We start from the raw sequence: 25,740 nt of genomic DNA on the forward strand, positions 1-25,740 counted from the left end.
GGGGCGTCAGCGCTCAACGACAACGGGGTGGCACCGCTCGGTGCCACCCCGTTGCGCCGGAACCACCGACGGGACGGGTGGGATGCCCTCGGCGGCGCGCCAGGCGGTGTCGCAGTCGCGGCACGTGGGCCAGTACCAGTCGGTGCGCGGGAGCGGGCGGGCCGGGATGGTGACCTCCTCGCCGCACAGGGTGGTGGTCTCCTCGTAGGCGATGGCGTCGTGCTTCACGGCGTGCCGCTTGCCGTTGTGCGGCAGCCAGCGGAACGGACGCAGGGACATGTCAGCGACCCCTCTTGTCGTAGGCGTCCGCCCAGTGGGCGAAGACCTCCCGGGACTGCTCGGCGGGCAGCACGAGGCGGCTCAGGGCGCGCATCTTGGCCTCGTACTCGGCGATCACGGTCGGGTCGTCGTGGAAGACCGTCGCGCTGTCGGTCTCGGTGTAGGCCAGCGGCTTGATCGGCGGCGTGAACGTGAGCAGCGTGGCCGGGTTGCGCAGCACCCCGTGCGAGTGGGCCGTCATGGGGACCACCAGCAGGCTGAAGTTCGCCCAGCCGCACATCAGGGTGAGCCTCAGCATCTGGTCGCGCATGACCCTCATCCCGCCCACGACCAGGCGCAACGCCGCCTCGTGCACGTAGATCACCGTCCGCGGACCGGTCTCGCGGCGCAGGGCCTCCTGGCGGGCGGCACGGGCACGGGCCACGGCCCGGTCGCCGGTGAGCGCCGTCGCGTAGTCCTCCGTCTGCGCCAGGCTCGGCACGGTCAGCGGCTCGTAGGACGCCACGGTGCGGGCGGCGTTCTCGTGCAGCGTCACGGCCAGCAGCGTGTCCGCCGTCGGGTCGTTGCGGCGCACGAAGTTGCCCGTGTCCGCCTCGATCGCGATGGCCAGCACCCGGTCGCGGGTGGCCTTGTCCGCGCCGCAGCGCCCCAGCAGCGTGCCGATCTCCCACGGGCTCGTGCCCCGGCTGCCGGTCTCCAGCTTCGACAACTTGCCCAGCGACCACCCCAACGCCTCGGCCACCTGCGCGGAGGACATCCGCGACCGGTGCCGCACCCTGCGCAATTCCTCGCCCAGTTCCCGACTCCGCGCCGTGCTCAGACGAGCCGGCGACTTCTCTTCCTGCTCCACATTCCCCCCTGCTTGGCAATTCATATTGCGCAGCAGGATGTCATGATCCCCGGAATAGTCGTCAATCCCCTCATCGGGGGACCACTAGTACCAGCGGTCCCACTCTAAGCTGGGGATATGCATCGCAACACCTCTCGGGCCATCGCCCTCGGCGCGCTTCTCCGCAACGCTCGGGAAAGCCGCGGAATCAGTCAGCGCAGGCTAGCACAACAACTCGGGGTATCGGATTCGTTGCTGTCCCGCACCGAAACAGGAAGTCGATTTCTCGCCCGTGACGAAGCGGAACTGATCCTGAAAGCGCTGAACGCGGGGGGTGCGGAGCGGGACGAGATCCTCGACCTGGCCGCCGACACCAGCGGATCACCGTTGCACGTGATCGACGTCCCGAACGAGCGCATCCAGCTGGCCTGCCTGATCGACATCGAGGGCATGGCGAGGGAGATCGTCAACTGGTCGCCGCAGCTCGTGCCGGGCCTGCTCCAGGTCGCCGGCTACGCGCGGTCGATCATGGAGGACGCCGGGAGGCGCGCGGACGAGGTCGAGGCGCTGGTGGCGCTGCGGGTGGGGCGCAGCGACGTCCTGACCGGCGCCACCCCGGTCCGCTACACCGCGGTCATCGGCGAGGGCGTGCTGCGCCAGCGGTTCGGCGGCCCCGGGGTGATGCGCGAACAGCTGTCGCACCTGCTCAGGATGGCCGAACGGCCCAACGTCCACCTGCACGTGATGCCGAGCGACACCTCCTGGCACCTCGGCCACGACGGCCAGTTCTCGCTGCTGGTCAACGACGCGGCGGCGTCCTACGTCCACTTCGAGAACACCGCGGGCTGCCTGTTCGTCCAAGAGGAGGACGTGGTGGCCCGCTACCGCGACGGGCTGCCAAGGTTGGTGGAGGTCGCGTTGGGCGAGGAGGAGACGGCCTCGCTGATCACGCGACACCTCGACGACCTGGAGGGCGCGCATGGCGGTTCGGTGGAGGAAGTCGCGCAGGAGCGGTAGCGCCAACGACTGCGTGGAGGTGGCGGGTCACCTGGGCGCGGTGCGGGACAGCAAGAACCCGTCCGAGGTGCTGGAGATCAGCCCCCGGAGCCTGCGGGCTTTCGTACAGGCGGCCAAGAAATCCTGATGAAAAAGGCCCCGGTCGGGTGACCGGGGCCTCCTGTTCCGCGGGACCTAGCGGGGCGCGTGCCCGGCCTGGTCGGTCAGCATGCGCAGGCCGCTGACGAGTCCGCCGGCGAGGTCGCCCTCCTTGAAGGACGCGACCATGCTCATGACGGCGAGCTTGGCGCCGCGGTCGGCGAGCCGGCGGTGGGACTCCTCGCCGGTCACGACCTCGACGACCCGCTCGCCGGGCGACACCGCGATCAGCACGGCGTGCGCGGGGCGGTCGGTGGAGGCGTGCAGCTCCTCGGCGCGGGCACGCGTGTCGGCGCCCAGCTCGCCCAGGTAGACGCTGAAGTCCAGCCCGGTGGTGCGGCCGGCCAGGGTCAGGGCCTCGTCCAGGCTCGCCAGCTGCACGGGCGTGAACGGCAGGCTCGGCGCGTGCGGCTCGTACATCTTCGCCACGGACACGCGGCCGCTGTTGGTGACGGCCGCGCCGACCGGCAGGGTCGACGGGTCGATCTCGACCCGGTTCAGCTCACCAGTTGCCACGAGCGCCTCCCTTGGCGGTGCGGCCCCCGGCCGGGGTCGCGACGGGCGGGTGCGCGCCGCCGCCGGACAGGCCGGCGGGGTTCGCGGTCCACCACACGGGGGCGTAGCCCCATTCCTGGCCCGGGCGGTACCGCTGGATGCGGGTGGCCTTCGGCCTCAGCGTCAGTAGCGTGATCACGCCGTAGATGGCCAGCGGGATCAGCGCGAAGACGAGCACGGTCTCCACGATGGTCACGGCGGTTACGGTAACCGATCGGTCCGCGCGCGTCCGGTCGAGGGCACCGTTCGCGCCGGTCGGGCCGGCCGCCCGCGGCGCACAACTGTGAACGCGACCCCTCCTCGCGATCCGTCCGACCACGCACGGCGCGGTGATCGGGCAACGGGGCGTTCCGGAGGGGCCGGACGCCGGCGTGGATCACCGCCGGGGGTCCCGCCGCACGCCACGTGCCGGTGTGATGTGGACTACCCCTACCAGCGAGAACGTCACCGTCGGTGCCGATCGGTGCCGGATGCACTAGTTCGGGCTCTCGATCGTCGCAGTGCGTACACCCAGGCGGCCTGCCGCCGTACGGGTGTTCAACGCGGCCGGTTTGGCGTCTTGTCCTGGGCCCACTCGGCTTCTAACTTTCACCTGTACGGGTCTTGCGCATCAAAGTTGGTTACCGATTTGCGCCCGTTGAGCCTCGGAGGACACGACATGCACACCGCAAACCGCGCCCAGGTCGCCGCCCTCACCCTTTTGCCGTACACCCAATCGGGCCAGCCAGTTACCGCCAGTTGGCACCTCTCGGCGACGGCCGACTCGGTGCGCATCACCTCCGAGGACTCCGTGCGCATCACGGCATCGGACTCGGTCCGGATCACGGCGACGGACGACTCGGTGCGCATCACCGCGTCCGACTCCGTCCGGATCACGGCGACGGACGACTCGGTCCGGATCACCGCGTCCGACTCCGTCCGGATCACCGCGTCGGACTCCGTGCGCATCACGGCGCACCGCGAGGACCTCGCCCTCGCGGCCTGACGGCGGGACCGGCTCAGGCCGCGGGCTCGCCCAGGTAGGGCAGCCACAGCGGGTCGGCCTCGGTGACGCCGGCCAGCAGCCGCCAGTGCGGCCCGCGGGGCGCGTTCGGGACCACGCGCAGCCGCCACCCCAGCTCGGACAGCAGCTTGTCCGCCTTGCGGTGGTTGCACTTCGCGCAGCACGCCACGCAGTTGGTCCACGTGTGGGGACCGCCCCGGCTGCGCGGCACCACGTGGTCGATCGTCTCGGCCCGCCCGCCGCAGTAGGCGCAGCGGTACCGGTCGCGGTGCATCAGCCCGGCGCGGGTCAGCGGCACCCGGCCGCGGTAGGGCACCCGCACGTAGCTCGACAGCCTGATCACCGACGGCACGACGACCTCGGAGGTCGAGGAGTGCACCACGGCGCCCGCCGGGTCGCCGTGCACCACCTCGGCCTTGCCGCACACGACGAGGACCACCGCGCGCCGCAGGGGCAACGCGGTGAGCGGCTCGAACGTGGCGTTGAGCAGGAGGACCTTGCGTCTTCCCCAGGGCAGCACCAAGGGCGCCTGACCGGGCCCCTCCCCGCCGACCACAGCGTGCACACCGGGCTGTTTTTGGCCGGACGGGACCGACGGCGCGAGCCCGGCGTTCACCAGGGCGCCGATCGGGGTGGGTTGTCGGTCTGGCACGCGACCACCTCCACCGGTTCAGCTACAGAAGACCACAGATCACCCCCAAAAATCACCTGTGATATGTGACGTGTCACGGAGTCGTGGCCGAAACTTCGGTGAACACAACCCTATTGGTGATCGTTTTCAACAGGGTCGCTACGCTGTCCCGGGTGACCGAGGACTCCCGCGCAGCGCTGCCTGCGACGATCACCTACCCCACCGCCGAACGGCTGGACCTCGTCGAGGACCTGCACGGACACCAGGTGGCCGATCCGTACCGCGCGCTCGAAGACGCCGCGGACCCCCGCACCGCCGCGTGGTCGGAGGCGCAGGACGCGCTGGCCCGCTCGTGGCTCGACGCGATGCCCGGCCGCGAGGCGCTCGGCGACCGCCTGGCCGGGCTGATGCGCACCGGGTCGGTGGGCACGCCCGTGTGGCGGGCCGGCCGCGCGTTCTACACGCGCCGCGACCCCGACCAGGACCACGCCGTGCTGTACGTGCTGGTCGACGGCGTGGAGCGGGCGCTGGTGGACCCGTCGGCGCTCGACCCGTCCGGCCGGACCACGCTCGACCTCTGGTCGCCGTCCCGGGAGGGCACGCGGCTGGCCTACCAGGTGTCCGTGGGCGGCGACGAGCACTCGCTGCTGCACGTCGTCGACGTCGACTCCGGCGAGCTGCTCGACGGGCCGGTCGACCGCTGCCGGTACTCCCCCGTGGGCTGGCTGCCCGGCGGCGAGGAGTTCTTCTACGTGCGGCGGGTGGACCCCGCCCTGGTGCCGGAGGACGAGCGGCAGTTCCACCGGCGCGTGTGGCGGCACCGCGTGGGCGCACCGGCGTCCGAGGACGTGAACGTGCACGGCGACGGCCTCGACCACACGTACTACTACGGGCTGTCGGTGTCCCAGGACGGTCGCTGGCTCGTGGTGAACGGCGCGCCCGGAACCGTGCGCAGGGACTCGGTGTGGATCGCGGACCTGCACGGCGACGGCGAGCTGACCCCGGTGATCCTCGCCGAGGACGGCGCGCAGTGCTCGGCGTGGGTCGAGCCGGACGGCCGGCTGTACCTGCTGACCAGCCTGGACGCGCCGCGGTTCCGGCTGTGCGCGGCCGACCCGGCGTCCCCGCGCGAGTGGACCGAGCTGGTCGCCGAGGAGCCCGACTCGGTGCTGGAGTCGGCCGTGTGGCTGGATGGCTCGCTGGTGGTGACGCGGACCCGGCACGCGGTGTCCGAGCTGCACCTGCACGCCGCGGACGGCTCGTGGGTGCGCGAGGTGCCGCTGCCCGGCACCGGTTCGCTGCACGGGCTGTCCACCGCGGACGTGCGGACGGACGGCGACCGCGACGTGCTGTGGTTCGGCTGGTCGGACTTCACCACGCCGCTGTCGGTGTACCGGTTCTCGGTCTCGACCGGGACCGTGGAGCTGCACGCCGCCGCGCCGGGCGCGGTCGACATCCCGGACCTGTCCACCCGGCAGGTCGCCTACGAGTCGGCGGACGGCACCGTCGTGCGGATGTTCGTGGTGTCCGGGACCCGGCACCCGGACCTGCCCCGGCCAGCCCTGCTGACCGGCTACGGCGGCTTCGCGGTCGGCCGCGGCCCCGGCTACAGCGCCACGGCGCTGGCCTGGGTCGAGGCGGGCGGCGTGTGGGCGCACGCGTCGCTGCGCGGCGGTGACGAGGAGGGCGAGGAGTGGCACCGGGCCGGGATGCGCGAGTCCAAGCAGAACGTGTTCGACGACTTCCACGCCGCCGCCGAGCGGCTGGTCGCCGACGGGTGGACCACGCCGCAGCAGCTGTCGGTCATGGGCGGTTCGAACGGCGGACTGCTCGTCGGGGCCGCGCTGACCCAGCGGCCGGAGCTGTACGCGGCCGTGGTGTGTTCGGCGCCACTGCTCGACATGGTGCGCTACGAGAACTTCCTGCTCGGGCGGCTGTGGGCCGAGGAGTACGGCTCGGCGTCGGTCGCGGAGGAGCTGGGGTGGCTGCTGGCCTACTCCCCGTACCACCGCGTGCGGCCGGGCGTTGAGTACCCTTCGGTGCTGTTCACGGTGTTCGAGTCGGACAGCCGCGTGGACCCCAACCACGCCCGCAAGATGTGCGCCGCGCTGCAGCACGCGACGGCGAGCGACCCGACGAAGCACCCGGTGCTGCTCCGCCGGGAGACCGAGGTGGGGCACGCGGGGCGGTCGGTGAGCCGGTCGGTGCGGCTCGCCGTGGACCAGTTGACCTTCCTGGCCTGGGCTACGGGCCTGGAGTTGTGACTGCGGTCGAACGGAGGACCAGCTAGGTGAACGTGGACGTGGAGTCGACCCTGGCCGTCGAGTGGTGGCTGACCAACGGCCCGAAGATGGCCGAGGGTGCCCTCCGCATCGCGCTGATCGTGATCATCGCCGTGGTGGTCAGGGCGGTGCTGCGGCGGTTGATCGACCGGATGACGCGCGGCAACGGGGGCAAGAAGCCCAAGTTGCTCAAGCCGCTCCGGGAGAGGGCGCCGCAGGCGCTCGGTGCGTTCACGTCCGAGCGGCGCGAGCAGCGGGCCAAGACCATCGGCTCGGTGCTCAAGTCGTTCATCACGATCATCGTGTTCGGCGTGGCGTTCATCCAGGTCCTGACGGAGCTGGGGATGAACGTCGCGCCGATCCTCACGTCCGCCGGCATCCTCGGCGTCGCGATCGGCTTCGGCGCGCAGAACCTGGTCAAGGACTTCCTGGCCGGCATGTTCATGATGCTGGAGGACCAGTACGGCGTGGGCGACGTGGTCGACCTGGGGCCGGCGACCGGCACCGTCGAGGCGGTGGCGCTGCGGATCACCACGATCCGCGACACCAACGGCACGGTCTGGTACGTCCGCAACGGCGAGATCCTGCGGGTCGGCAACTCGTCCCAGGGCTTCGCGGTGGCGGTCGTCGACCTGCCGCTGGCGTACGGGGCGAACCTGAGCACGGCGACCGAGGTGCTCACGGCGGCGGTCGACAAGGCCGCCGCGGAGGAGCTGATGGCGAAGGACGTGACCGACAAGCCGCAGGTGCTGGGTGTGGAAAAGGTCACGCCCGAGGGCATCACGATGCGCGTCACGGTGAAGGTGCGGCCGGGCCGCCAGTGGGCCGTGCAGCGGGCCCTGAGGGCCAAGCTCATGCCCGCCCTGGAGGACGCCGGCATCTCCCTGAAGTCCTCCTGACGCCATAACCGAGGTCCGGGAATCACACCTTTGTGATTCCCGGACCTTTTCATTCATGACTCGTGCCCAGCCGGTCACACCGCGTGCCGCACTGCGGGCGCGAACGGGTGAACGGCACATTGCCGCATAACGTTCGGCAGCGCGAAGGCGATCCACCACACACCTCCCGAGTCGGGTGGCGGTGATCGGAGATGCCGATGTACGCAGAACACGACAGGGCTCGATTGGCGGTCGAGACGACCGACGGGTTGCCCCTCCGCGCCAAGACCCACCCGTTCCCGGAGGACCCGGGGCGTCCCCCTTTTGGCCGGGACTACGACCGCCTCATCCACACCGCGGCGTTCCGGCGCCTCCAGGGCAAGACCCAGGTGGTGACACCGGGTCAGTCCGACTTCTTCCGCACCCGCCTCACGCACACGATCGAGGTCGCGCAAATAGCCCGCCGATTGGCCTACCGCCTCACGCGAGAGGTCGACGAGCGATTCGCGGCCGAGGCGGCGGACGTGTGCGAGGCGGCCGCCATCCTGCACGACTTCGGTCACCCCCCGTTCGGCCACATCGGCGAGCACGCCCTCCACGCAGCCCTGGAGAAGGTCGCGGCCAAGGGGAGGTGGATGGTGGACTTCGAGCGCCTCGGCGGCTACGAGGGCAACGCCCAGAGCTTCCGACAGGCCGTGTGGTCGTTCCGACGGGCACGCGACGACGACCGAGGGCTCCAACTCACCCGCGCGGTGCTCGATGCGTCGATCAAGTACCCCTGGAGCTACTCGCGGTCCGCGCCGGTCCCCAGCAAGTGGAACTACTACCCCAGCGAGGACTGGGCGTTCGAGTGGGTCCGCGAGGACGTCGTCGGCACCGGGAAGTCGTTCGAGGCGCAGGTGATGGACTGGAGCGACGACGTCGCCTACACGACCCACGATATCGAGGACTGGTGGCATGCGGGGTACATCCCGCTCACGATGCTCTGCCAGTCGAAAGCGGCGCGGCAACACCTCGCCGACGAGGTGGTCGCCGCTACGTCGAACCGCATCAACGCCACGAAGTCGCACGTGGAGTCGACGATCGAAAACCTCTTCGGGGTGAGCGGCGCGTTCGCCAACTTCCACGACCTCGGGACCGAGTACGACGGCAGCAGCGAAGCGAAGGAGGCGATGCGGCACCTCAAGAGCGAGTTGTTCACGAAGTTCGTGAACGGCGCGCGGGCGGAGGGCGACATCGCTCTCGGGCGGCATCGCGCGAAACTCGTCATCGACGACCAGGTGCGCCTCGAGAACGCCATCCTCAAGCAACTGGTCTGGACGTTCGTTATCGAGCACCCCCGGATGGCGACGCACCAGAGGGGGCAACGCGCGGTGGTGTCGTTCCTGGTCGAGACCTATGCGTCACTGGTGTGCGAGGGGAACGCCTCGTCGCTGGACGTGCTGCCGCGCGACCGCCGCGAGCGCATCAAGCGCCTCAAGCAGCAGGCCGACCGGAGCGGCAACAAGCACGAGGTGCTGAGACTCATCGCCGACCACGTGGCCGGGATGACCGACGCCTACGCCACGATGATGCACCAGCGGCTGAGCGGGCAGGTCAGCGGGCACATCAACGCGTTCGTCTGAGACCCCCGCACCCGCCTCGCCGGGGGGTGGGGCGGGGCGGGTGGCAGGATGGAGGGGTGACCACTCCTCCGGAGAACTTCTACGACGCGGTGGGCGGGTACGACACGTTCCACCGGATCGTCAAGCGCTTCTACGAAGAGGTGGCTACCGATCCGGTCCTGAGGCCCCTCTACCCCGAAGAGGACCTCGGTCCCGCCGAGGAGCGCTTCCGGCTGTTCCTCATGCAGTACTGGGGCGGCCCGCACACCTACTCGGACACGCGCGGTCACCCGCGGTTGCGGATGCGGCACGCACCGTTCGTCATCGGGCCCGTGGAGCGGGACGCCTGGTTGCGCTGCATGAAGGTCGCGGTGGACGCCGAGGAGATGTCCGACGAGCACCGCAAGCAGCTCTGGGCGTACCTCGACATGGCCGCGAACAGCCTGATGAACGCCTGGGCGTGACCGTTGATCACCCTAACGGGGACGGCTTGTCGGTTGCGAATGGCAGGATGACTTCTCGTGCGACGATCCTCCGACCTCCCCCAAGAGATCGCCGACGAGTCCGCCTGGTGGCGTGACGCCGTCTTCTACCAGGTCTACGTCCGGTCGTTCGCCGACGCGAACGGTGACGGCGTGGGCGACCTCGACGGCATCCGGTCCCGGCTCGGCTACCTCGAACTGCTGGGCGTGGACGCGCTGTGGCTCACGCCGTTCTTCACCTCACCGATGGCCGACCACGGCTACGACGTCGCCGACCCCCGCGACGTGGACCCGCTGTTCGGCGACCTGGCGGCCTTCGACCGGCTGGTCGCCGAGGCCCACGAGCACAACATCAAGGTCACCATCGACCTCGTGCCCAACCACACGAGCGACCGGCACGAGTGGTTCCAGGCGGCCCTGCGGTCGGCCCCCGGCTCGCCCGAGCGGCAGCGGTACGTGTTCCGCGACGGCGGCGGTTTCGACGGCTCCGCGCCGCCCAACAACTGGCCCAGCCAGTTCGGCGGCCCGGCGTGGACGCGGGTGCCCGACGGCCAGTGGTACCTGCACCTGTTCGCCCCCGAGCAGCCCGACCTGAACTGGGAGAACCCCGAGGTGGCCGCCGACCTGGCGCGCACCCTGCGGTTCTGGCTGGACCGGGGCGTGGACGGGTTCCGCATCGACGTGGCGCACGGCATGGCCAAGCCCCACGACCTGCGGAACGTGGACCCGCGGGCCGAGCTGGGCTCGGGCGTGCGGCACGACAACGCCGTGGACCCGCGGTTCGACAACGACGCCGTGCACGACGTGCACCGGATGATCCGCAAGGTGGTCGACGAGTACCCCGGCCGGATGGCCGTCGGCGAGATCTGGGTCAAGGACGACGCCCGCTGGGCGGCCTACGTGCGGCCCGACGAGCTGCACCTGGGCTTCAACTTCCGGCTGGTCGAGGCCCCGTTCGACGCGGACGGCGTGCGGTCGGCCATCGAGCACTCGCTCAACGCCGTGCGCGGCCTCGGCACGCCGCCGACCTGGACGCTGTCCAACCACGACGTGCCCCGGCACGTGACCCGCTACGGCGGCGGCGCGCTGGGCGCGAAGCGGGCCCGGGCGATGGCGCTGGTGGAGCTGGCGCTGCCCGGCGTCGTCTACCTGTACAACGGCGAGGAACTGGGCCTGCCGAACGTCGAGCTGCCCGACTGGGCGTTGCAGGACCCGATCTGGGTCCGCTCCCGGCACACCGACCGGGGCCGCGACGGCTGCCGGGTGCCGCTGCCGTGGGAGGGCGACACGCCGCCGTTCGGGTTCTCGGAGGCCGCGAGCACGTGGCTGCCCCAGCCGAACGAGTGGGCGGGCCTGACCGCCGAGTCGCAGCTGGAGGACCCGGAGTCGATGCTGTCGTTCTACCGGCACGCCCTGGAGCTGCGGAAGTCGACCGCGGCGTTCAGCGGCGAGGAGCTGGAGTGGTACGGCGCGCCGGCGGGCTGCTTCGCGTTCCGGCGCAAGGGCGGCGGCCTGATCTGCGCGCTGAACACCTCCGGCGGCCCGGTGCCGCTGCCGCCCGGTGAGGTGCTGCTGGCCAGCGGCCCGATGGACGGCAACCAGCTGCCACCGGACACGGCGGTCTGGCTGGTCTGAGCGGGTGCGGGCGGCGCGGCCCCTTCGGACCGCGCCCCCGCCGCCCGCCGGCCCCGCCCCCGCCCCCGGCCCCGGCCCCGGGAGGGCTAGGACGCCGTCACCGGGAGCACGTGGTTGAGCCGGTAGGGCAGGTAGCCCGCCGGGGAGCCCCGGTAGGGGTAGGCGAGCGTGCGGCGGACCGTGCCGAGCCCGGAGCACTGCTCCAGCCCCAGGTAGTGGGTGCGGTCATGGTCGACCCACGCCTCGAACAGCACGACGTGGCGGCTCGTGCGGTCGCCGTTCGGGTCGATCAGCACGTCGGCGGGCAGCAGCTCGTCCTTGGCGATGCGGGTGCTCACCGCGATCAGGTCGACCGTGTTCAGCCCGCCGTGGGGCGCGTCGGGCAGCCCGAACGCCATCGACACGAACCCGGAGCAGTCGGTCCGGTAGGTGCCGTAGCGGTTCGTGTGGAACGCGGTCTGGCTGTACGGCACCTCCCGCCAGCTCGCGGCCCGGCCCAGGGCTTCGCTGCGGGAGATCGGTCGGAGCACGGCGACGGCCTTCCTGCCCGGGGGCGCGCGGCGCGCACCCTCCGGCCCGGCAGCGTGCACCCGGCGGCTGAGAGAAAACTCAAAACGCAGGTCAGGCGATGGCGTTCCGCTGGGCTCCGGGGACGCCCCGCCGCGGTTCGGCGGCCTCGCGGCTGCCGCGGGCGCGGAAGATGCCCAGTGCCTCCTCCCACGCGGTGGCGGCCGACGCGGGCTCGTCCAGCGCGAGCAGCGCCGCCGAGAGGTCCCGCAGCGTCCTGGCCCGCCACACGGGCAGCCCCAGCGCCTCCCACCAGTGCAGCGAGCGGTCCAGGTAGCGGCGGGCCACGTCCGGGCGGTCGGCGGCCAGCTCCAGCTCGCCCAGGGTGCGCAGCACGAGGGCCTGGCCGAACCCGTCCTGCATCTCGTTGCACGTGGCCAGGCACTCCAGCAGCTCGCTGCGCACCGCGTCGCCGCGCCCCTGCCGGATGCGGACCTTGGCGAGCGCCTGCACGGCGTAGGCCGACATGAGCCGGTCCTCCAGGGGGCGCAGCATCCGCACCGACTCGGCGCAGCGCTCGGCGGCGGCCTCCCAGCGCCCGGCCGCCCGGTGCACGATGCCGACCGAGCGCAGCGCGATGGCCTCGCCGCGCCGGTCGCCGACCTCCCGGTACAGCTCCAGCGTCCGCTCGCACGACTCCAGGGCGCGGTCCAGCTCGCCCTGCTCGGTGAGCACGCGGCCCAGCCCGTGCAGGGCCTGCGCCTCCAGCTGCCGCTCGCCCAGTGACCGCAGCACCGGCAGGGCCTCGTTCAGCAGCTCGGCGGCCTCGGCCAGCTCGCCGTGCTCGCGCAGCACGGTGCTCAGCGCGAGCCGGGTCGCGGCCTCGCCCAGGGCGTCGCCGCCCGCGCGGTGGGCCTCCAGCGCCTGCTCGTGGTACGCGGCGGCCTCGTCGAAGCGGTCCTGCTCGTAGCGCAGCCAGCCCAGGCCGGACAGCAGCCGCGCCTCGCCCGCCCGGTCGCCGGCCCGGCGCGCCGCCTCCAGCGCCGCCGAGTGCGTCCGCCACCACTGGCCGAACAGGTTGCGCACCGAGAAGCGGGACGAGCACAGCGCGGCGGCCAGGCGGGTCGCGACGTCGGTCAGGTCCAGCTCGGACACCCGGTCCACGACGCCCACCAGGCCGGCCTGCTCGGCGTCGAACCACGCCTCCGGATCGGCGAGCAGCTCGTCGACCTCGCCGGGGTGGAACCAGCGCCGGTCCAGCGGGGCCGGCGTGCCGTCGAAGCTCGCGTGCGGCATCCGGCTGCCGGCCAGCTCGACCAGCGACAGCAGCGCGCCCGCGGCCCGCGTGCACACCGCGCGCACCTGCTCCGGCGACTCCTCGGCCTCCCCGCGCTCCCGGGCGAACGCCCTGGTGAGGTCGTGCATGCGGTAGCGCAGCGCGGGACCGTCGTCGTCACCGCCGGCGAGGTCGAGCAGCTGCGAGTCGACGAGCCGCTCCACGACCTCCTCCGCCTCGTCCGGGCCGCAGTCCAACAGGGGCGCGACGAGCCAGCCGCCGAACGAGGGCACGTCGAGCAGGCCGAGGCGGCGCAGCGCGGCGCGTTCCCGCTCGGCCAGGCCGTCGTAGCTCAGGGCGAGGCTGCCGCGCACCTCCAGGTCGCCGAGGGTCAGCTCCTTGAGCACGCGCCGCTGCACGCCCAGGCGCTCGGCCAGGCGGGCGAGCCGCCACTGGGGCCGGGCGGCGAGCCGGGCGCCCGCGATGCGCAGCGCCAGCGGCAGGTGCCCGCACAGCCGGACGATCTGCGCGGCGGCGTCCGGCTCGGCGTGCGCCCGGTCGTCGCCGACGACGCGGTCGAGGAGCTCCACAGCCTCGTCGTCGCTCAGCACGCGCAGGCGCAGCTGGGACGCGCCGCTGAGGGCGCCGAGGCGTTCGCGGCTGCTCACCAGGACCGCGCACGTGGGGCCGCCGGGCAGCAGCGGGCGGATCTGGCGCTCGTCGCGGGCGTCGTCCAGGACGACCAGCACGTGCCGGTCGGCGAGCAGGGTGCGGTAGAGCCGGGCGCGCTCCTCGGGGTCGGCGGGGATCGCCGCGTCGGCCACGCCGAGGGCGCGCAGGAAGCCCGCCAGCACCTCGCCCGGGTCGGCGGGCACGCCCTGCACGCCGCGCAGGTTCGCGTACAGCTGGCCGTCGGCGAAGTGGTCGCGGACGGCGTGCGCGACGTGCGCGGCCAGCGTGGACTTGCCCGCGCCGGGCGGCCCGGAGATCGCGCACACCCGCACCGCGCCGTTCCGCGTGGTCAGCCGGGCCACCAGGCGGTCCTGCTCGGCGACGCGGCCGGTGAAGTCGGCGATGTCGAACGGCAGCTGGCTGGGCGTCGGCGCGGGGCCGGGCCGCTCGGGCGCGGGCGGCGGGGAGTCGGGTTCGCCGCGCAGGATGCGCTCGTGGGTGGACCGCAGGCCGGGCCCGGGTTCCAGGCCCAGCTCGTCGAGCAGGGCGCGCCTGCCCTCCTGGTAGCAGGCGAGCGCGTCGGCCTGCCTGCCCGCCTGGTGCAGGGCCAGCATGAGCTGGCTGCGCAGCCGCTCGCGCAGCGGGTTGTCGGCGACCGCGGCGGTCAGCTCGGCCACCAGCGACTCGCCGCGCCCGATCGCGAGGTCGGCGTCGAAGCGGTCCTCCAGGGCGTCGAGCCGCAGTTCCGCCAGCCGGGAGCGCTCCGCCTCGGCCCACGCGCCCTGCGCGCCGCCCAGCGGGGTGCCGCGCCACGCGCCCAGCGCCGCCGCGAACCGGGCCGCCGCCCGTTCCAGGTCGCCCTCCGCCAGCGCCTTGCGGCCCTCGGTGACCTCGGCGGTGAACACGTGCAGGTCGACCTGGTCGAGGTCGGCGGCCAGCAGGTACCCGCCACCGCTGCGGGACAGCACGTCGCCCAGGGCGCGGCGCAGGGACGACACGTACGTGTAGATCGCCGACCGGGACTGGTCGGGCGGCTGCTCGCCCCACATCGCGTCGACCAACTGGTCGAGCGACACCACGCGACCCGCGTGGATCGCCAGCAGCGCGAGGAGCGTCTTCGGCTTCGGTCCCCCCACCGGGACCGGGTTGCCCCCGACGTGCGCCTCGACCGGCCCCAGGACCCTGAACTCCACGCGCGTGCCCCCCGTTAGACGAACGATCGCCAGGGTAGCCGGCGAACGGGGGCGAAGCACCCGACCGGGTGTCGCTCAGACCAGCAGCGGGAGCATGGAGTGGCGGCGGCGGACGACCGCGCCGAAGCGGGCGTCGATGCGCAGCCACGAGTCGGTGGCGGTGATCCGCACGTCGTCGCCGCCGAGGAAACCCATGCCGGACAGGGCGAACAGGCACCGCATGGGCACCTTCACGTCCAGGCCGGAGCCGCTGACGGTGAGCACGGTCTGGTCGAGCAGGGACGCGGGCGGGTTGCCGCGCGGGCCGGCGTTCTCGCGCGCCACCGCCACGCCCTTCTCGGCGAGGTCGGACACGACGCTGCCGGGCAGCCGGTCCACGGCCAGCCAGCCGGTGGCGGGCGGCAGCGCGGAGCGCCACATCATGTCCCGCGCCGGACCGGGGTCGACGGTGGCGCCGCGCACCACGGCCAGGCCGGTGAGCAGGTCGGACGCGGACACCGTCACGTCGGCGGGGGTGACCCGGCCGGTCACCGTGCGGGTGGCCAGCGCGTCGAACGGGGTCGCGACCCACGCGTCCAGCAGGTCCGGCCTGCCGTCGGCGGACTCGCGGTTGCGCAGCCGCACCACGGACTGGGCGTCCAGGCGCACCGCCCGGGCGACGAACGCGCCGAGGTCGTCCCGTTCGGCGGGATCGGCGAAGACCAGTTCAGGCACCGTTACCTCCGGCTCGCCAACCCGCGAGGAAGTCGCGTTCGGCTTCGAGGAGACGCCGGGGACGCCCGGCCGTCAGGTTGTACGGCACCATGAGGGTTTCCGCGGTCGCCACGACGGCGCTGCCCTCCTGGCGACCGCCCCGCACGGTGTAGTCCAGCGTGAACGACGCCGCCTTCAGCTCCCGCACCGACATCTCGACCACGACCTCGTCGCCGGTGAACACCAGCGGCGCGAGGTAGTCCACCACGAGCCTGGCCACGACCACGCCCCGCGCCATGTCCGGCACGTCGTGCCGGGCGGCCTCGGTGAACAGCAGGTCGATGCGGGCCTCCTCCAGCAACGTCACCGTGTTGGCGTGGTTGACGTGGCCGTAGGCGTCCATGTCCGACCAGCGCGGGCGCACGCCCGTGACGAACACACCCAACTTGAACGCGCCTCCCGGTGTCGATGCGGTGCCAGGAACCCTATCCAGGTACTACACCCCGGTTGAGGCGGCGTCCACGTGGGCGGAGCGGCGCAGGTCAGCGGGTGCGCGCCGCGCCGGTGGAGCCGCGCACCACCAGCTCGGGCTGGAACACGAACTCGGCGTGCGGCGCGGGCGTGCCGCCGATCTCCTCCAGCAGGGCGTGCACGGCGGCCTGGCCCATGGCCTCGACCGGCTGGCGGATCGTGGTGAGCGGCGGGTCGGCGAACACGATCAGCGGCGAGTCGTCGAACCCGACCACGGACACGTCGCGGGGCACGGACAGGCCGCGGTGGCGGGCCGCGCGGATCGCGCCGAACGCCATCAGGTCGCTGCCGCACACGATCGCCGTGCAGCCGCGGTCGAGCAGCGCGCCGGCCGCCGCCTGCCCGCCCTCGACCGTGAACAGGGAGTGCTCCACGAGGTCGCGCGCGTGCGGGCGGACGAGGGTGAAGCCCTCCACCATGCGCTGCGCCGGCACGAACCGGGGCGGGCCCACGGCGAGCCCGACCTTCTCGTGCCCGAGTTCCACCAGGTGGGACACGGCGAGGCGCGCGGCGCTGCGGTAGTCGACCGACACGAAGGGCGCGGACACCTGGTCGGTGAACCCGTTGATCATCACGAACGGCACGCCCCGACCGGCCAGCTTCACGTACCGGTCCATGTCGGCCGTGGTGTCGGCGTGCAGGCCCGCGACGAACACGATGCCGGTGACGCCCCGGTCGACCAGCATCTCGGTCAGCTGGTCCTCGGTGGAGCCGCCGGGCGTCTGCGTGCACAGCACCGGCGTGTAGCCGTCGCGCGTCAGCACCTGCTCGATGACCTGCGCGAACGCCGGGAAGATCGGGTTGTTCAGCTCGGGGGTGATCAACCCGATCAACCCGGCGCTGCGCTGGCGGAGCCTGGGCGGGCGCTCGTAGCCGAGGACGTCCATCGCGGCGACCACGGCCTGCCGGGTGGCGGAGGAGACACCCGGCTTGCCGTTGACCACCCGGCTGACCGTCGCCTCGCTCACGCCCGCCTGGTTCGCGATGTCACTGAGGCGCGCTGTCACACCCCGTGACTCTACGGGCGCGTGAGCCACACGGTCGTGTCCGGCGGCACGAGGAGGTCCGCGCCTTCGGTCGCGACACCGGCGGAGGACAGCAGCACCTCGCCGTCGGCGGGCAGCCGCACGGTCTCCGCGCCGGTGTTCACCACGCACGTGAACCGGTTGCGGCGGAACGACAGGACGCCCTCCGGGGTGTCCAGCCACTCCACTTCGGAGCCCGCGCCGAGGTCCGGGTGGGCGCGCCGGGCCGTGAGCGCGGACCGGTACAGCTCCAGCACCGAGTTCGGGTCGCCGGTCTGGGACGCCACGCTCAGCCGCGCCCAGTCCGCGGGCTGCGGCAGCCACGAGCCGCCGTCGCCGAAGCCGAACGACGGGCCGTCGGGCGTCCACGGGATGGGAACGCGGCAGCCGTCGCGGCCCCGGTCGGTGTGCCCGGACCGCTCCCACACCGGGTCCTGGAGGACCTCCTCGGGCAGGTCGAGCACCTCCGGCAGGCCCAGTTCCTCGCCCTGGTAGACGTACGCGCTGCCGGGCAGCGCCAGCATCAGCAGCGCGGCGGCCCGCGCCCGCGCCACGCCCCCGTACCGGGTGACGTGCCGCCGCACGTCGTGGTTGGACAGCACCCACGTCGTCGGCGCGGCCACCGGCGCCATCGCGGCCAGCGAGTCGTCGATGACCTGCCGCAGGTCGGCGGCGGCCCACCCGGCGGTCAGGTAGTGGAAGTTGAACGCCTGGTGCAGCTCGTCGGGGCGCAGGTAGCGGGCGGTGCGCTCGGGGGTGGGCGTCCACGCCTCGGCCACGCCGATCCGCCGGCCGGGGTAGGAGTCGAGCACCTTGCGCCAGTCGCGGTAGATCTCGTGCACGCCGTCCTGGTCGAAGAACGGCAGCGCCTCGGTGCCCAGCAGCGTGAGGTGGTTCGGGGTGCCGACGTCGGGCAGGCCGTCGGCCTTGACCATGCCGTGCGCGACGTCGATGCGGAACCCGTCCACGCCGAGGTCGAGCCAGAACCGCAGCACGTCGAGGAACTCGTCGCGCACCTCCGCCTGGTCCCAGTTCAGGTCGGGCTGCTCGGGGGCGAACAGGTGCAGGTACCACTGGCCGTCGGGGACCCGCGTCCACGCCGGGCCGCCGAACACGGACTCCCAGTCGTTCGGCGGCGCCGCGCCGTCCTCGCCGCGGCCGTCGCGGAAGTGGTAGCGGGCGCGCTCGGGCGAGCCGGGGCCGGCGGCGAGGGCCTCGCGGAACCACCGGTGCCGGTCGGAGGTGTGGTTGGGGACGAGGTCCACGATCACCCGGATGCCCAGGTCGTGCGCGTCGGCGACGAGCGCGCGGGCGTCGTCGAGGGTGCCGAACGAGGGGTCGACGTCGCGGTAGTCCGCCACGTCGTAGCCGCCGTCCGCCATCGGGGAGGCGTAGAACGGCGTGATCCACACCGCGTCGACGCCGAGGTCGGCGAGGTGGGGCAGCCGGGAGCGGATGCCGGGCAGGTCGCCGACGCCGTCGCCGTTCGAGTCGGCGAAGCTGCGCACGTAGACCTGGTAGATGACGGCCTCGCGCCACCAGTCCTGAGCCATGGGGGGTCCTTCCGGATCGGTTCGGCCTCGGCCGGAGGGCAATGAAATACTTTGCAAGTGTTTTCAGCAAGTCTGGCAGCTGGTATGACCTAGAGCACATCCCTGCCACCGAGGAGACACCGTGGTTTCCGCAACCGGGCGAGCGCTGCTCGCCGTGCTCGTGCTCGTGCTGAGCCTCCTGTCGGCTCCGCAAAGTTTTGCAGCCCCACCGGGTCCGAAGGACGTCACCGCCACCCTGTTCCAGTGGCCGTTCTCCCGCGTCGCCACCGAGTGCACGAACGTCCTGGGCCCCAAGGGCTACGGGTTCGTCGAGGTCTCCCCCGCCACCGAGCACATCCAGGGGTCGCAGTGGTGGACCTCGTACCAGCCGGTCAGCTACCGCATCGCCGGGCGGCTCGGTGACGAGACCGCGTTCCGGAACATGGTGAACACCTGCCACGCGGCCGGTGTGAAGGTCATCGCGGACGCGGTGATCAACCACATGAGCGCGGGGGCCGGCACCGGCACCGGTGGCTCGTCCTACTCGAAGTACAACTACCCCGGCCACTACTCCGACCAGGACTTCCACTCCTGCCGCTCGCACATCACCGACTACCGCAACCGCGACAACGTGCAGAACTGCGAACTGGTCGGCCTGTCCGACCTGAACACGGGCAGCGACCACGTGCGCGGCAAGATCGCCGAGTACCTGAACCGGCTGATCGCGATGGGCGTCGACGGGTTCCGGGTCGACGCGGCCAAGCACATCGCGGCGGCCGACATGTCGGCGATCAAGTCCAGGCTCAGCAACCCGAACGTGTTCTGGGTGCACGAGGTGATCTACGGCGCGGGCGAGGCCGTGCAGCCCGGCGAGTACACCGGCTCGGGCGACGTGGACGAGTTCCGCTACGCCTACGACGTCAAGCGGGTCTTCACCAACGAGAACCTGGCCTACCTGAGCAACTTCGGCCAGTCCTGGGGCTACCTACCCAGCGGCCAGGCGCGGTCGTTCGTCGACAACTGGGACACCGAGCGCAACGGCTCCACCCTGACCTACAAGGACGGGTCCACCTACACGCTGGCGAACGTCTTCATGCTCGCCTGGCCCTACGGTGCCCCGAACGTGTACTCCGGCTACGAGTTCACCAACCACGACGCCGGCCCGCCCGGCGGCTCCGAGTGCTACACGAGCGGGTGGAAGTGCCAGCACCGGTGGACGCAGATCGCGAACATGGTGCCGTTCCGCAACGCGGTGGCCGGCACGGCGGTGGTGAACTGGTGGGACAACGGCGGTGACGCCATCGCGTTCGGCCGGGGAGCCAGGGGCTTCGTCGCGATCAACCGCGAGACCTCGCCGCTGACCCGCACCTTCCAGACGTCCCTGCCCGCCGGCACGTACTGCAACGTGCAGCAGGAGGGCTGCGCCGGCGTCACCGTCGGCTCGAACGGCCAGTTCACCGCCACCCTCGGCGCGGGTGAGGCGCTGGCGATCCACGTCAACGCGCGCGGCACCACGCCCCCGCCGGCCGGCGCGACGTCGTTCGCGGTGAACGCCACGACCTCGGTGGGCCAGAACGTCTTCGTGGTCGGCGACCACCCGTCCCTGGGCTCGTGGAACCCGGCGAACGCGGTGGCGCTGTCGTCGGCCGCCTACCCGACGTGGCGGGCGACCGTCCAGCTCACGAGCGGCACCGCGTTCCAGTACAAGTACGTCCGCAAGGACGGGGCCGGGAACGTGACGTGGGAGTCGGGGGCGAACCGCACCGCGACCGCCCCGGCCGCGCTCGACGACACCTGGCGCGCCTGACGCGGGAGGGGGCGGGCCCCGGTGAGGCCCGCCCCCGTCCGGCACCGGACTAGCGGATCATGCTGCGGACCTGCCGGGCCGCCACCGACAGCGTCGCCAGGTCGAGCCGGTTGACCCGGTTGATCTCGTCCAGCGCGGCGCGCGCCCGGCCCAGGCGCGACGAGTTGGCCTGCTCCCACTCGGCGATCTTCCCCGCCGGGCTGTCACCCGGGTCGCCCGACCGCAGCACGTCGATCGTGATCGCGCGCAGCGACGAGTAGAAGTCGTCCCGCAGCGCCAGCCGCGCCAGGGCGTGCCAGCGGTTGATGCGCTCCAGGCCGGACACCGAGCTGAGCATCCGGTCGACGTCGAGGTGGTCCGACAGCGCGAAGTACAGCTCGGCCGTCTCCTCGTGCGTCCGCTCCTGACCGGCCGCCCGGCCCTCCTCGCGCTCCTCGCGCTCGGCCAGCTCCGCCACCTCGGTCACGTCGAGCAGGCCGTAGGTGAACAGCAGCGAGGCGACCCGGCGGGCCAGGTCGTCGGGCACGCCGTGCGCCACCAGCCGTTCGACCCGCTCCAGCAGCGACTCGCGCTCGTGGCCCTGGAGCAGGTCCGGCACGCGCGGCGCCAGCGCGGCCACCACCGGCTGGAAGCGGGCGATCGTGGAGCCCACCGCCAGCGGCTGCGGGCGGTTGGTGAGCAGCCACCGCGACGCCCGGTCCAGCAGGCGGCGCGTCTCCAGCACCATCTCGTCCTGGACGTGCGTGGGGATCGCGGTGTCCAGCGCGCGGACCTCCCGCCACAGCGACGGCAGGTCGAAGATCGCCGTCACCACGGCGTAGGCGCGCACCGCGTCCGTCGCCGACGCGCTGAGCTCCTCGGCCAACCGGAAGGGGTAGGACACCCCGCCGCCGTCGACGACCTCGTTGACCAGCACCGTCGTGATGATCTCGCGGGACAGCGGGTGCCCGGCGACGGCGTCGCCGAACCGCTCGCGCAGCTCGCTCGGGAAGTAGTCGGGCAGCTTGCGGGCCAGCACGTCCACCGTCGGCAGGTCGCTCGCGAGCACCTCCTCCTTCAGGGCCAGCTTCACGTGCGCGAGCAGCGTGGCCAGCTCCGGCGAGGTCAGGCCCTGGCCCGCCTTCTCCAGCGCCTTGAACTCCGCCGCGCTGGGCAGCGCTTCGAGGGTCCGGTCCAGCGCGCCCCGCTGTTCGAGGTCCGCGACGAGCCGCGCGTGCACCGGCAGCATCGGCGCGGCGTGCGCCCGGGACACGCCCAGCACGAAGTTCTGCGAGTAGTTGTCCCGCAGGACCAGCTCGCCGACCTCGTCGGTCATCTGGCCCAGCAGCTCGTTGCGCTGCCCCTGCTCCAGCCTGCCGTCGCGCACCAGCTCGTCGAGCAGGATCTTGATGTTGACCTCGTGGTCGGAGCAGTCCACGCCCGCCGAGTTGTCCAGGGCGTCGGTGTTGACCTTGCCGCCCTTGCCGTCGCGCCCGCCGACGCGGGCGAACTCGATGCGGCCCCGCTGGGTCAGGCCCAGGTTGCCGCCCTCGCCGACGACCTTCACCCGCAGGTCGGCGCCGTTGACGCGGATCGCGTCGTTGGCCTTGTCGCCGACCTCGGCGTGCGACTCGACGCCCGCCTTCACGTAGGTGCCGATGCCGCCGTTCCACAGCAGGTCCACCGGGGCGACCAGGATGGCCTTCATCAGCTCCGGCGGGGACAGCTTCGTGACGCCCTCGGGCAGCACCAGGGCCACCCGCGCCCGCTCGCTGACCGGGATGGACTTCGCGGTGCGCGGCCACACGCCGCCGCCCTCGCTGATCAGCGAGCGGTCGTAGTCGTCCCACGACGAGCGCGGCAGCTCGAACAGCCGCTTGCGCTCGGCGTACGACATCTCCGCCACCGGGTCCGGGTCGATGAACACGTGCCGGTGGTCGAACGCCGCGACGAGCCGGATGTGCTCGGACAGCAGCATCCCGTTGCCGAACACGTCGCCGGACATGTCGCCGACGCCGACGACGGTGAACTCCTGGGTCTGGGTGTCCAGGCCCAGCTCGCGGAAGTGCCGCTTCACGCTCTCCCACGCGCCCTTGGCGGTGATGCCCATGGCCTTGTGGTCGTAGCCGACCGAGCCGCCGGAGGCGAACGCGTCGCCCAGCCAGAAGCCGTAGGACGCCGACACCTCGTTGGCGATGTCGGAGAACGACGCCGTGCCCTTGTCGGCGGCCACCACCAGGTAGGTGTCGTCGCCGTCGTGCCGCACCACCTGCGGCGCCGGGACGACCGTGCCCGAGCTGAGGTTGTCGGTCAGGTCCAGCAGGCCGGAGATGAACATGCGGTAGCAGGCGATGCCCTCGGCCAGGAACGCCTCGCGGTCCAGCCCCTGGTCACCGGTGGGAGCCGGCGGCTTCTTCACCACGAAGCCGCCCTTCGCGCCGACCGGCACGATCACCGCGTTCTTCACCGCCTGCGCCTTGACCAGGCCCAGCACCTCGGTGCGGAAGTCCTCGCGCCGGTCGGACCAGCGCAGCCCGCCGCGGGCCACCGGCCCGAACCGCAGGTGCACGCCCTCGACCCGCGGCGAGTACACGAAGATCTCGAAGCGGGGGCGCGGCTGCGGCAGGTCCGGGATGGCGCGCGGGTCCAGCTTCACGGCCAGGTAGGCGCGCGGGTCGCCCCGCTCGTCGCGCACGAAGTAGTTCGTGCGCAGCGTCGCCTGCACCAGGGTGAGCAGGCTGCGCAGGATGCGGTCGGCGTCCAGGCTCGTCACGTCGTCGATGAGGGCCGTGATCCCCGACGCCAGGTTCTCGGTGCGGCTGCCGCGCTGCTCCTCGGTCAGGCTCGGGTCGAACCGGGCCTCGAACAGCTCCACCAGGGCCTTCGCCACGTCGGTGTGCGCGAGGACGGCGTCCTCGATGTAGTCCTGGCTGTACGGGGTGCCCGCCTGGCGCAGGTACTTGGCGTAGGCGCGCAGCATCGCGGCCTGCTGCCACGTGACGCCGGCCTTCAGCACGAGCGTGTTGAAGCCGTCGACCTCGGCCTCGCCCCGCCAGGCGGCGGCGAACGCCTCCTGGAACCGGGTCTGCACCGACTCCAGGTCGTCACCGGAGACCTTGTCCAGCACGCCCTGGTCGATGCGCAGGCCGAAGTCGTAGATCCAGCACTCCGCGCCGTCCTCGCGGGCCAGCTGGTAGGGGCGTTCGTCGACGACGACCACCCCCATGCGCTGGAGCATCGGCAGCACGTCGGACAGCGTGACCCGGGCGCCGACCAGGAACAGCTTGAACCGCCGCTCACCGGCCTCGGCGGCGCGCGGCACGTAGAACACCATGTCCAGGTCGCCGGGCCGCAGCGCCTCGATGCGCCGGAAGTCCGCCAGGCCCTCGGCCGCGGTGAAGTCCTCCTTGTACGCCTCCGGGAAGGCCGCGGCGAACCGCTGGCCCTGCTCCGACGACGACTCGGCGCCCAGCCCCTGCCCCTGGTCCTCCAGCACGGCCTCGACCATGCGGTCGTCCCAGGAGCGCACCGCCTCCGCCAGCAACTGCTGGATGTACGCGGTGTCCGGCTCGGCCTGGCTCTTGGGGTCGGTGTGCACGGTGAAGTGCACGCGGGCCAGCGCCGACTCGCCGACGCGGGCGCTGTACTCCAGGTTCAGGCCGTCCAGCTGGTCGATCAGCACTTCCTGCATGGCCAGGCGCGACGTCGTGGTGTAGCGGTCGCGCGGCAGGTAGACCAGGCACGAGTAGAAGCGGCCGTACGGGTCGCGGCGCAGGAACAGCCGCAGCCTGCGGCGCTCGGCGAGCGCGATGACACCCGTGACGGTCTGGTAGAGCGTGTCCGTGTCGACCGAGAACAGCTCGGTGCGCGGGTAGTTCTGGATCACCTCCAGCATCCGCTGCCCCGAGTAGGAGTGCAGCGGGAAGCCGGCGCGGTGGATGACGTCGCGCACCCGGCGCTCGATGGCCGGGATGTCCAGCACGTCCTCGTGCAGGGCGGTGGTGGAGAAGACCCCGAGGAACCGGTGCTCGCCGGTCACGTTGCCGTCGGCGTCGAAGGTCTTCACACCGACGTAATACGGGTAGACCGAGCGGTGGACGCTCGACTGGGCGCTGGCCTGGGTCAGGACCAGCAGTTCGGGTGACAGCGCCTGCGCGCCCGCGTCGGGGCCGGCGGTGAGGCTGCGCGCCGCGAGGCTGTCCTGCCTGAGCACCCCCAGGCCGCTGGCCAGGACCGCGCGCAGCGCCGGCTCGCCCCCGGTGGCCGGGTCGTCGCGGACCAGCTCGTACCGGCGGTAGCCGAGGAACGTGAAGTGGTCGTCGGCCAGCCAGCGCAGCAGGTTCGCGCCGTCCTGGACCTCGTGCTTCGCCAGCGGCGGCGGGTCGCCCTCCAGCTGGTCGGCGAGCTGGAGCGCGGTGCCGGTCATCTTGTCGGTGTCCTCGACGACCTCGCGCACGTCGTTCAGGACGGTGTGCAGCTTGGTCTCCAGCTCGCGCGCCCGATCCGGGTCGGTGAGCAGGTCGACCTCGACGTACATCCACGACTCGGCCAGCGCGTCGGTGGGCGGCTGGGCCGGGTCGGCGGTGGGCAGGACCTCCTGGAGAGCCCCCGTGACCGGGTCGCGGCGCACCACCACGATGGGGTGCACGACCCGCTGCACCTGCACGCCGCCGCGGGTCAGCTCGGAGGCCACCGAGTCGACCAGGTAGGGCATGTCGTCGGTGACGACCTGCACGACCGTGGCGGGGCAGGCCCAGCCGTCGTGCACGCGCGTCGGGTTGATGATCCGCACGACAGGACGCCCGGGCACCCGGTTCTCGGCGAGCTGGTAGTTCGAGCGCACCGCGCCCACCAGGTCGACCGGGTCGTCGTCGATGACCTCCTCGGCCGGGACGTGCCGGTAGTACAGGCGGATCAGGTCGGCGAGCTCGGGGGCGTTGGCGGCGGCCCGTTCGATCAATTCATCACGAGCCTGTTCGGGACTGGCCGTGCGGGCCACGGCGCCGTTGCCGGTGGCGTGCTCGGATCGGGACGGGACTCCAGTCGAGGTCATGTTCAGGCGACTCCACGCTATCCGGTACCTCTGTGTACCGGGTCCGCGCACCACTTAACCAGACGCGCGCGAACCCGTTAACCGCAACCCTCGCACTGAATCGAACCACTTGCGCGAAAGTGGAAAATTCGCCACAGCA

21 protein-coding genes are annotated in these 25,740 nt (G+C 72.2%); 9 read left to right on the plus strand and 12 right to left on the minus strand.

Annotation, left to right across the window (positions count from 1 at the left end):
- Positions 1-6: 6 nt before the first annotated feature.
- Positions 7-279, minus strand: coding sequence for an HC3 family zinc finger protein (locus tag ACR807_RS01215; protein WP_438919272.1), 273 nt, complete (start codon positions 277-279; stop codon positions 7-9).
- Between the two features lies 1 nt (position 280).
- Positions 281-1,129: a helix-turn-helix domain-containing protein gene (locus tag ACR807_RS01220; protein ID WP_438919273.1), complete on the minus strand. Its 849-nt coding sequence runs from the start codon at positions 1,127-1,129 to the stop codon at positions 281-283.
- Between the two features lie 117 nt (positions 1,130-1,246).
- Between ACR807_RS01220 and ACR807_RS01225 the strand changes: the two genes are divergently transcribed.
- The gene (locus ACR807_RS01225) at positions 1,247-2,125 is read left to right on the plus strand and encodes a helix-turn-helix domain-containing protein (RefSeq protein ID WP_438919274.1); all 879 of its coding nucleotides are present in this window, start codon (positions 1,247-1,249) and stop codon (positions 2,123-2,125) included.
- Positions 2,088-2,252 (plus strand): DUF397 domain-containing protein, encoded by a 165-nt coding sequence (locus ACR807_RS01230; RefSeq protein WP_438919275.1) that lies wholly within the window; start codon positions 2,088-2,090, stop codon positions 2,250-2,252. The genes ACR807_RS01225 and ACR807_RS01230 overlap by 38 nt, the downstream gene beginning before the upstream one ends.
- 47 nt (positions 2,253-2,299) lie before the next feature.
- Here the strand turns inward: ACR807_RS01230 and ACR807_RS01235 are convergent, their stop codons facing one another.
- Entirely contained in the window at positions 2,300-2,779 is a 480-nt protein-coding gene (locus tag ACR807_RS01235; RefSeq protein WP_438919276.1) for a DUF5130 family protein, read from the minus strand.
- The gene (gene ctaJ, locus ACR807_RS01240; RefSeq protein WP_438919277.1) at positions 2,766-3,014 is read right to left on the minus strand and encodes an aa3-type cytochrome oxidase subunit CtaJ; all 249 of its coding nucleotides are present in this window, start codon (positions 3,012-3,014) and stop codon (positions 2,766-2,768) included. The genes ACR807_RS01235 and ctaJ overlap by 14 nt, the downstream gene beginning before the upstream one ends.
- Positions 3,015-3,476: 462 nt before the next feature.
- Between ctaJ and ACR807_RS01245 the strand changes: the two genes are divergently transcribed.
- On the plus strand, positions 3,477-3,803 hold the full coding sequence (locus tag ACR807_RS01245) for a DUF2345 domain-containing protein (protein WP_438919278.1): 327 nt from the start codon (positions 3,477-3,479) through the stop codon (positions 3,801-3,803).
- A gap of 13 nt (positions 3,804-3,816) precedes the next feature.
- On the opposite strand, the gene ACR807_RS01250 is transcribed toward ACR807_RS01245, so the two are convergent.
- Positions 3,817-4,473, minus strand: a complete 657-nt coding sequence (locus tag ACR807_RS01250; protein WP_438919279.1) for an HNH endonuclease — start codon at positions 4,471-4,473, stop codon at positions 3,817-3,819.
- A gap of 152 nt (positions 4,474-4,625) precedes the next feature.
- Between ACR807_RS01250 and ACR807_RS01255 the strand changes: the two genes are divergently transcribed.
- The 5 genes from ACR807_RS01255 to ACR807_RS01275 all read left to right on the plus strand — a co-directional run bounded on the left by ACR807_RS01255 (position 4,626) and on the right by ACR807_RS01275 (position 11,333).
- Positions 4,626-6,716, plus strand: coding sequence for a prolyl oligopeptidase family serine peptidase (locus ACR807_RS01255; protein ID WP_438919280.1), 2,091 nt, complete (start codon positions 4,626-4,628; stop codon positions 6,714-6,716).
- A gap of 86 nt (positions 6,717-6,802) precedes the next feature.
- Positions 6,803-7,633, plus strand: a complete 831-nt coding sequence (locus tag ACR807_RS01260) for a mechanosensitive ion channel family protein (protein ID WP_438919356.1) — start codon at positions 6,803-6,805, stop codon at positions 7,631-7,633.
- A 197-nt stretch (positions 7,634-7,830) separates the two neighbouring features.
- Positions 7,831-9,237: a deoxyguanosinetriphosphate triphosphohydrolase family protein gene (locus ACR807_RS01265; protein ID WP_438919281.1), complete on the plus strand. Its 1,407-nt coding sequence runs from the start codon at positions 7,831-7,833 to the stop codon at positions 9,235-9,237.
- A 56-nt stretch (positions 9,238-9,293) separates the two neighbouring features.
- Complete coding sequence (locus ACR807_RS01270) at positions 9,294-9,680, plus strand: globin (protein ID WP_438919282.1); 387 nt, start codon at positions 9,294-9,296, stop codon at positions 9,678-9,680.
- Between the two features lie 57 nt (positions 9,681-9,737).
- A complete protein-coding gene (locus ACR807_RS01275) occupies positions 9,738-11,333 on the plus strand; it encodes a glycoside hydrolase family 13 protein (RefSeq protein ID WP_438919283.1) in 1,596 nt (531 codons plus the stop codon).
- Positions 11,334-11,419: 86 nt separating this feature from the next.
- Here the strand turns inward: ACR807_RS01275 and ACR807_RS01280 are convergent, their stop codons facing one another.
- The 6 genes from ACR807_RS01280 to ACR807_RS01305 all read right to left on the minus strand — a co-directional run bounded on the left by ACR807_RS01280 (position 11,420) and on the right by ACR807_RS01305 (position 18,783).
- The gene (locus tag ACR807_RS01280; protein ID WP_438919284.1) at positions 11,420-11,863 is read right to left on the minus strand and encodes an NlpC/P60 family protein; all 444 of its coding nucleotides are present in this window, start codon (positions 11,861-11,863) and stop codon (positions 11,420-11,422) included.
- 91 nt (positions 11,864-11,954) lie between these two features.
- Complete coding sequence (locus tag ACR807_RS01285) at positions 11,955-14,981, minus strand: AfsR/SARP family transcriptional regulator (RefSeq protein WP_438919285.1); 3,027 nt, start codon at positions 14,979-14,981, stop codon at positions 11,955-11,957.
- A 75-nt stretch (positions 14,982-15,056) separates the two neighbouring features.
- Positions 15,057-15,695, minus strand: a complete 639-nt coding sequence (locus tag ACR807_RS01290) for a DUF8010 domain-containing protein (protein WP_438919286.1) — start codon at positions 15,693-15,695, stop codon at positions 15,057-15,059.
- A complete protein-coding gene (locus tag ACR807_RS01295; RefSeq protein WP_438919287.1) occupies positions 15,688-16,119 on the minus strand; it encodes an acyl-CoA thioesterase in 432 nt (143 codons plus the stop codon). The genes ACR807_RS01290 and ACR807_RS01295 overlap by 8 nt, the downstream gene beginning before the upstream one ends.
- 97 nt (positions 16,120-16,216) lie before the next feature.
- Positions 16,217-17,212 (minus strand): LacI family DNA-binding transcriptional regulator, encoded by a 996-nt coding sequence (locus tag ACR807_RS01300; RefSeq protein ID WP_438919288.1) that lies wholly within the window; start codon positions 17,210-17,212, stop codon positions 16,217-16,219.
- Between the two features lie 11 nt (positions 17,213-17,223).
- Positions 17,224-18,783, minus strand: coding sequence for a glycoside hydrolase family 13 protein (locus ACR807_RS01305; RefSeq protein WP_438919289.1), 1,560 nt, complete (start codon positions 18,781-18,783; stop codon positions 17,224-17,226).
- A gap of 121 nt (positions 18,784-18,904) precedes the next feature.
- On the opposite strand from ACR807_RS01305, the gene ACR807_RS01310 reads away from it, so the two are divergent.
- On the plus strand, positions 18,905-20,569 hold the full coding sequence (locus tag ACR807_RS01310; protein WP_438919290.1) for a carbohydrate-binding module family 20 domain-containing protein: 1,665 nt from the start codon (positions 18,905-18,907) through the stop codon (positions 20,567-20,569).
- 49 nt (positions 20,570-20,618) lie between these two features.
- On the opposite strand, the gene ACR807_RS01315 is transcribed toward ACR807_RS01310, so the two are convergent.
- Complete coding sequence (locus ACR807_RS01315; protein ID WP_438919291.1) at positions 20,619-25,601, minus strand: NAD-glutamate dehydrogenase; 4,983 nt, start codon at positions 25,599-25,601, stop codon at positions 20,619-20,621.
- Positions 25,602-25,740: the final 139 nt, after the last annotated feature.

The sequence above is a fragment of the Saccharothrix sabaoui genome (assembly GCF_051756985.1).
GTDB lineage: Bacteria > Actinomycetota > Actinomycetes > Mycobacteriales > Pseudonocardiaceae > Actinosynnema.

Excerpts from the sequence above, each read along its gene's own strand:
- ACR807_RS01215 (WP_438919272.1), bottom strand. The coding sequence starts at position 279 with ATGTCCCTGCGTCCGTTCCGCTGGCTGCCGCACAACGGCAAGCGGCAC.
- ACR807_RS01225 (WP_438919274.1), top strand. The coding sequence starts at position 1,247 with ATGCATCGCAACACCTCTCGGGCCATCGCCCTCGGCGCGCTTCTCCGC.
- ACR807_RS01230 (WP_438919275.1), top strand. The coding sequence starts at position 2,088 with ATGGCGGTTCGGTGGAGGAAGTCGCGCAGGAGCGGTAGCGCCAACGAC.
- ACR807_RS01245 (WP_438919278.1), top strand. The coding sequence starts at position 3,477 with ATGCACACCGCAAACCGCGCCCAGGTCGCCGCCCTCACCCTTTTGCCG.
- ACR807_RS01260 (WP_438919356.1), top strand. The coding sequence starts at position 6,803 with ATGGCCGAGGGTGCCCTCCGCATCGCGCTGATCGTGATCATCGCCGTG.
- ACR807_RS01265 (WP_438919281.1), top strand. The coding sequence starts at position 7,831 with ATGTACGCAGAACACGACAGGGCTCGATTGGCGGTCGAGACGACCGAC.
- ACR807_RS01305 (WP_438919289.1), bottom strand. The coding sequence starts at position 18,783 with ATGGCTCAGGACTGGTGGCGCGAGGCCGTCATCTACCAGGTCTACGTG.
- ACR807_RS01315 (WP_438919291.1), bottom strand. The coding sequence starts at position 25,601 with ATGACCTCGACTGGAGTCCCGTCCCGATCCGAGCACGCCACCGGCAAC.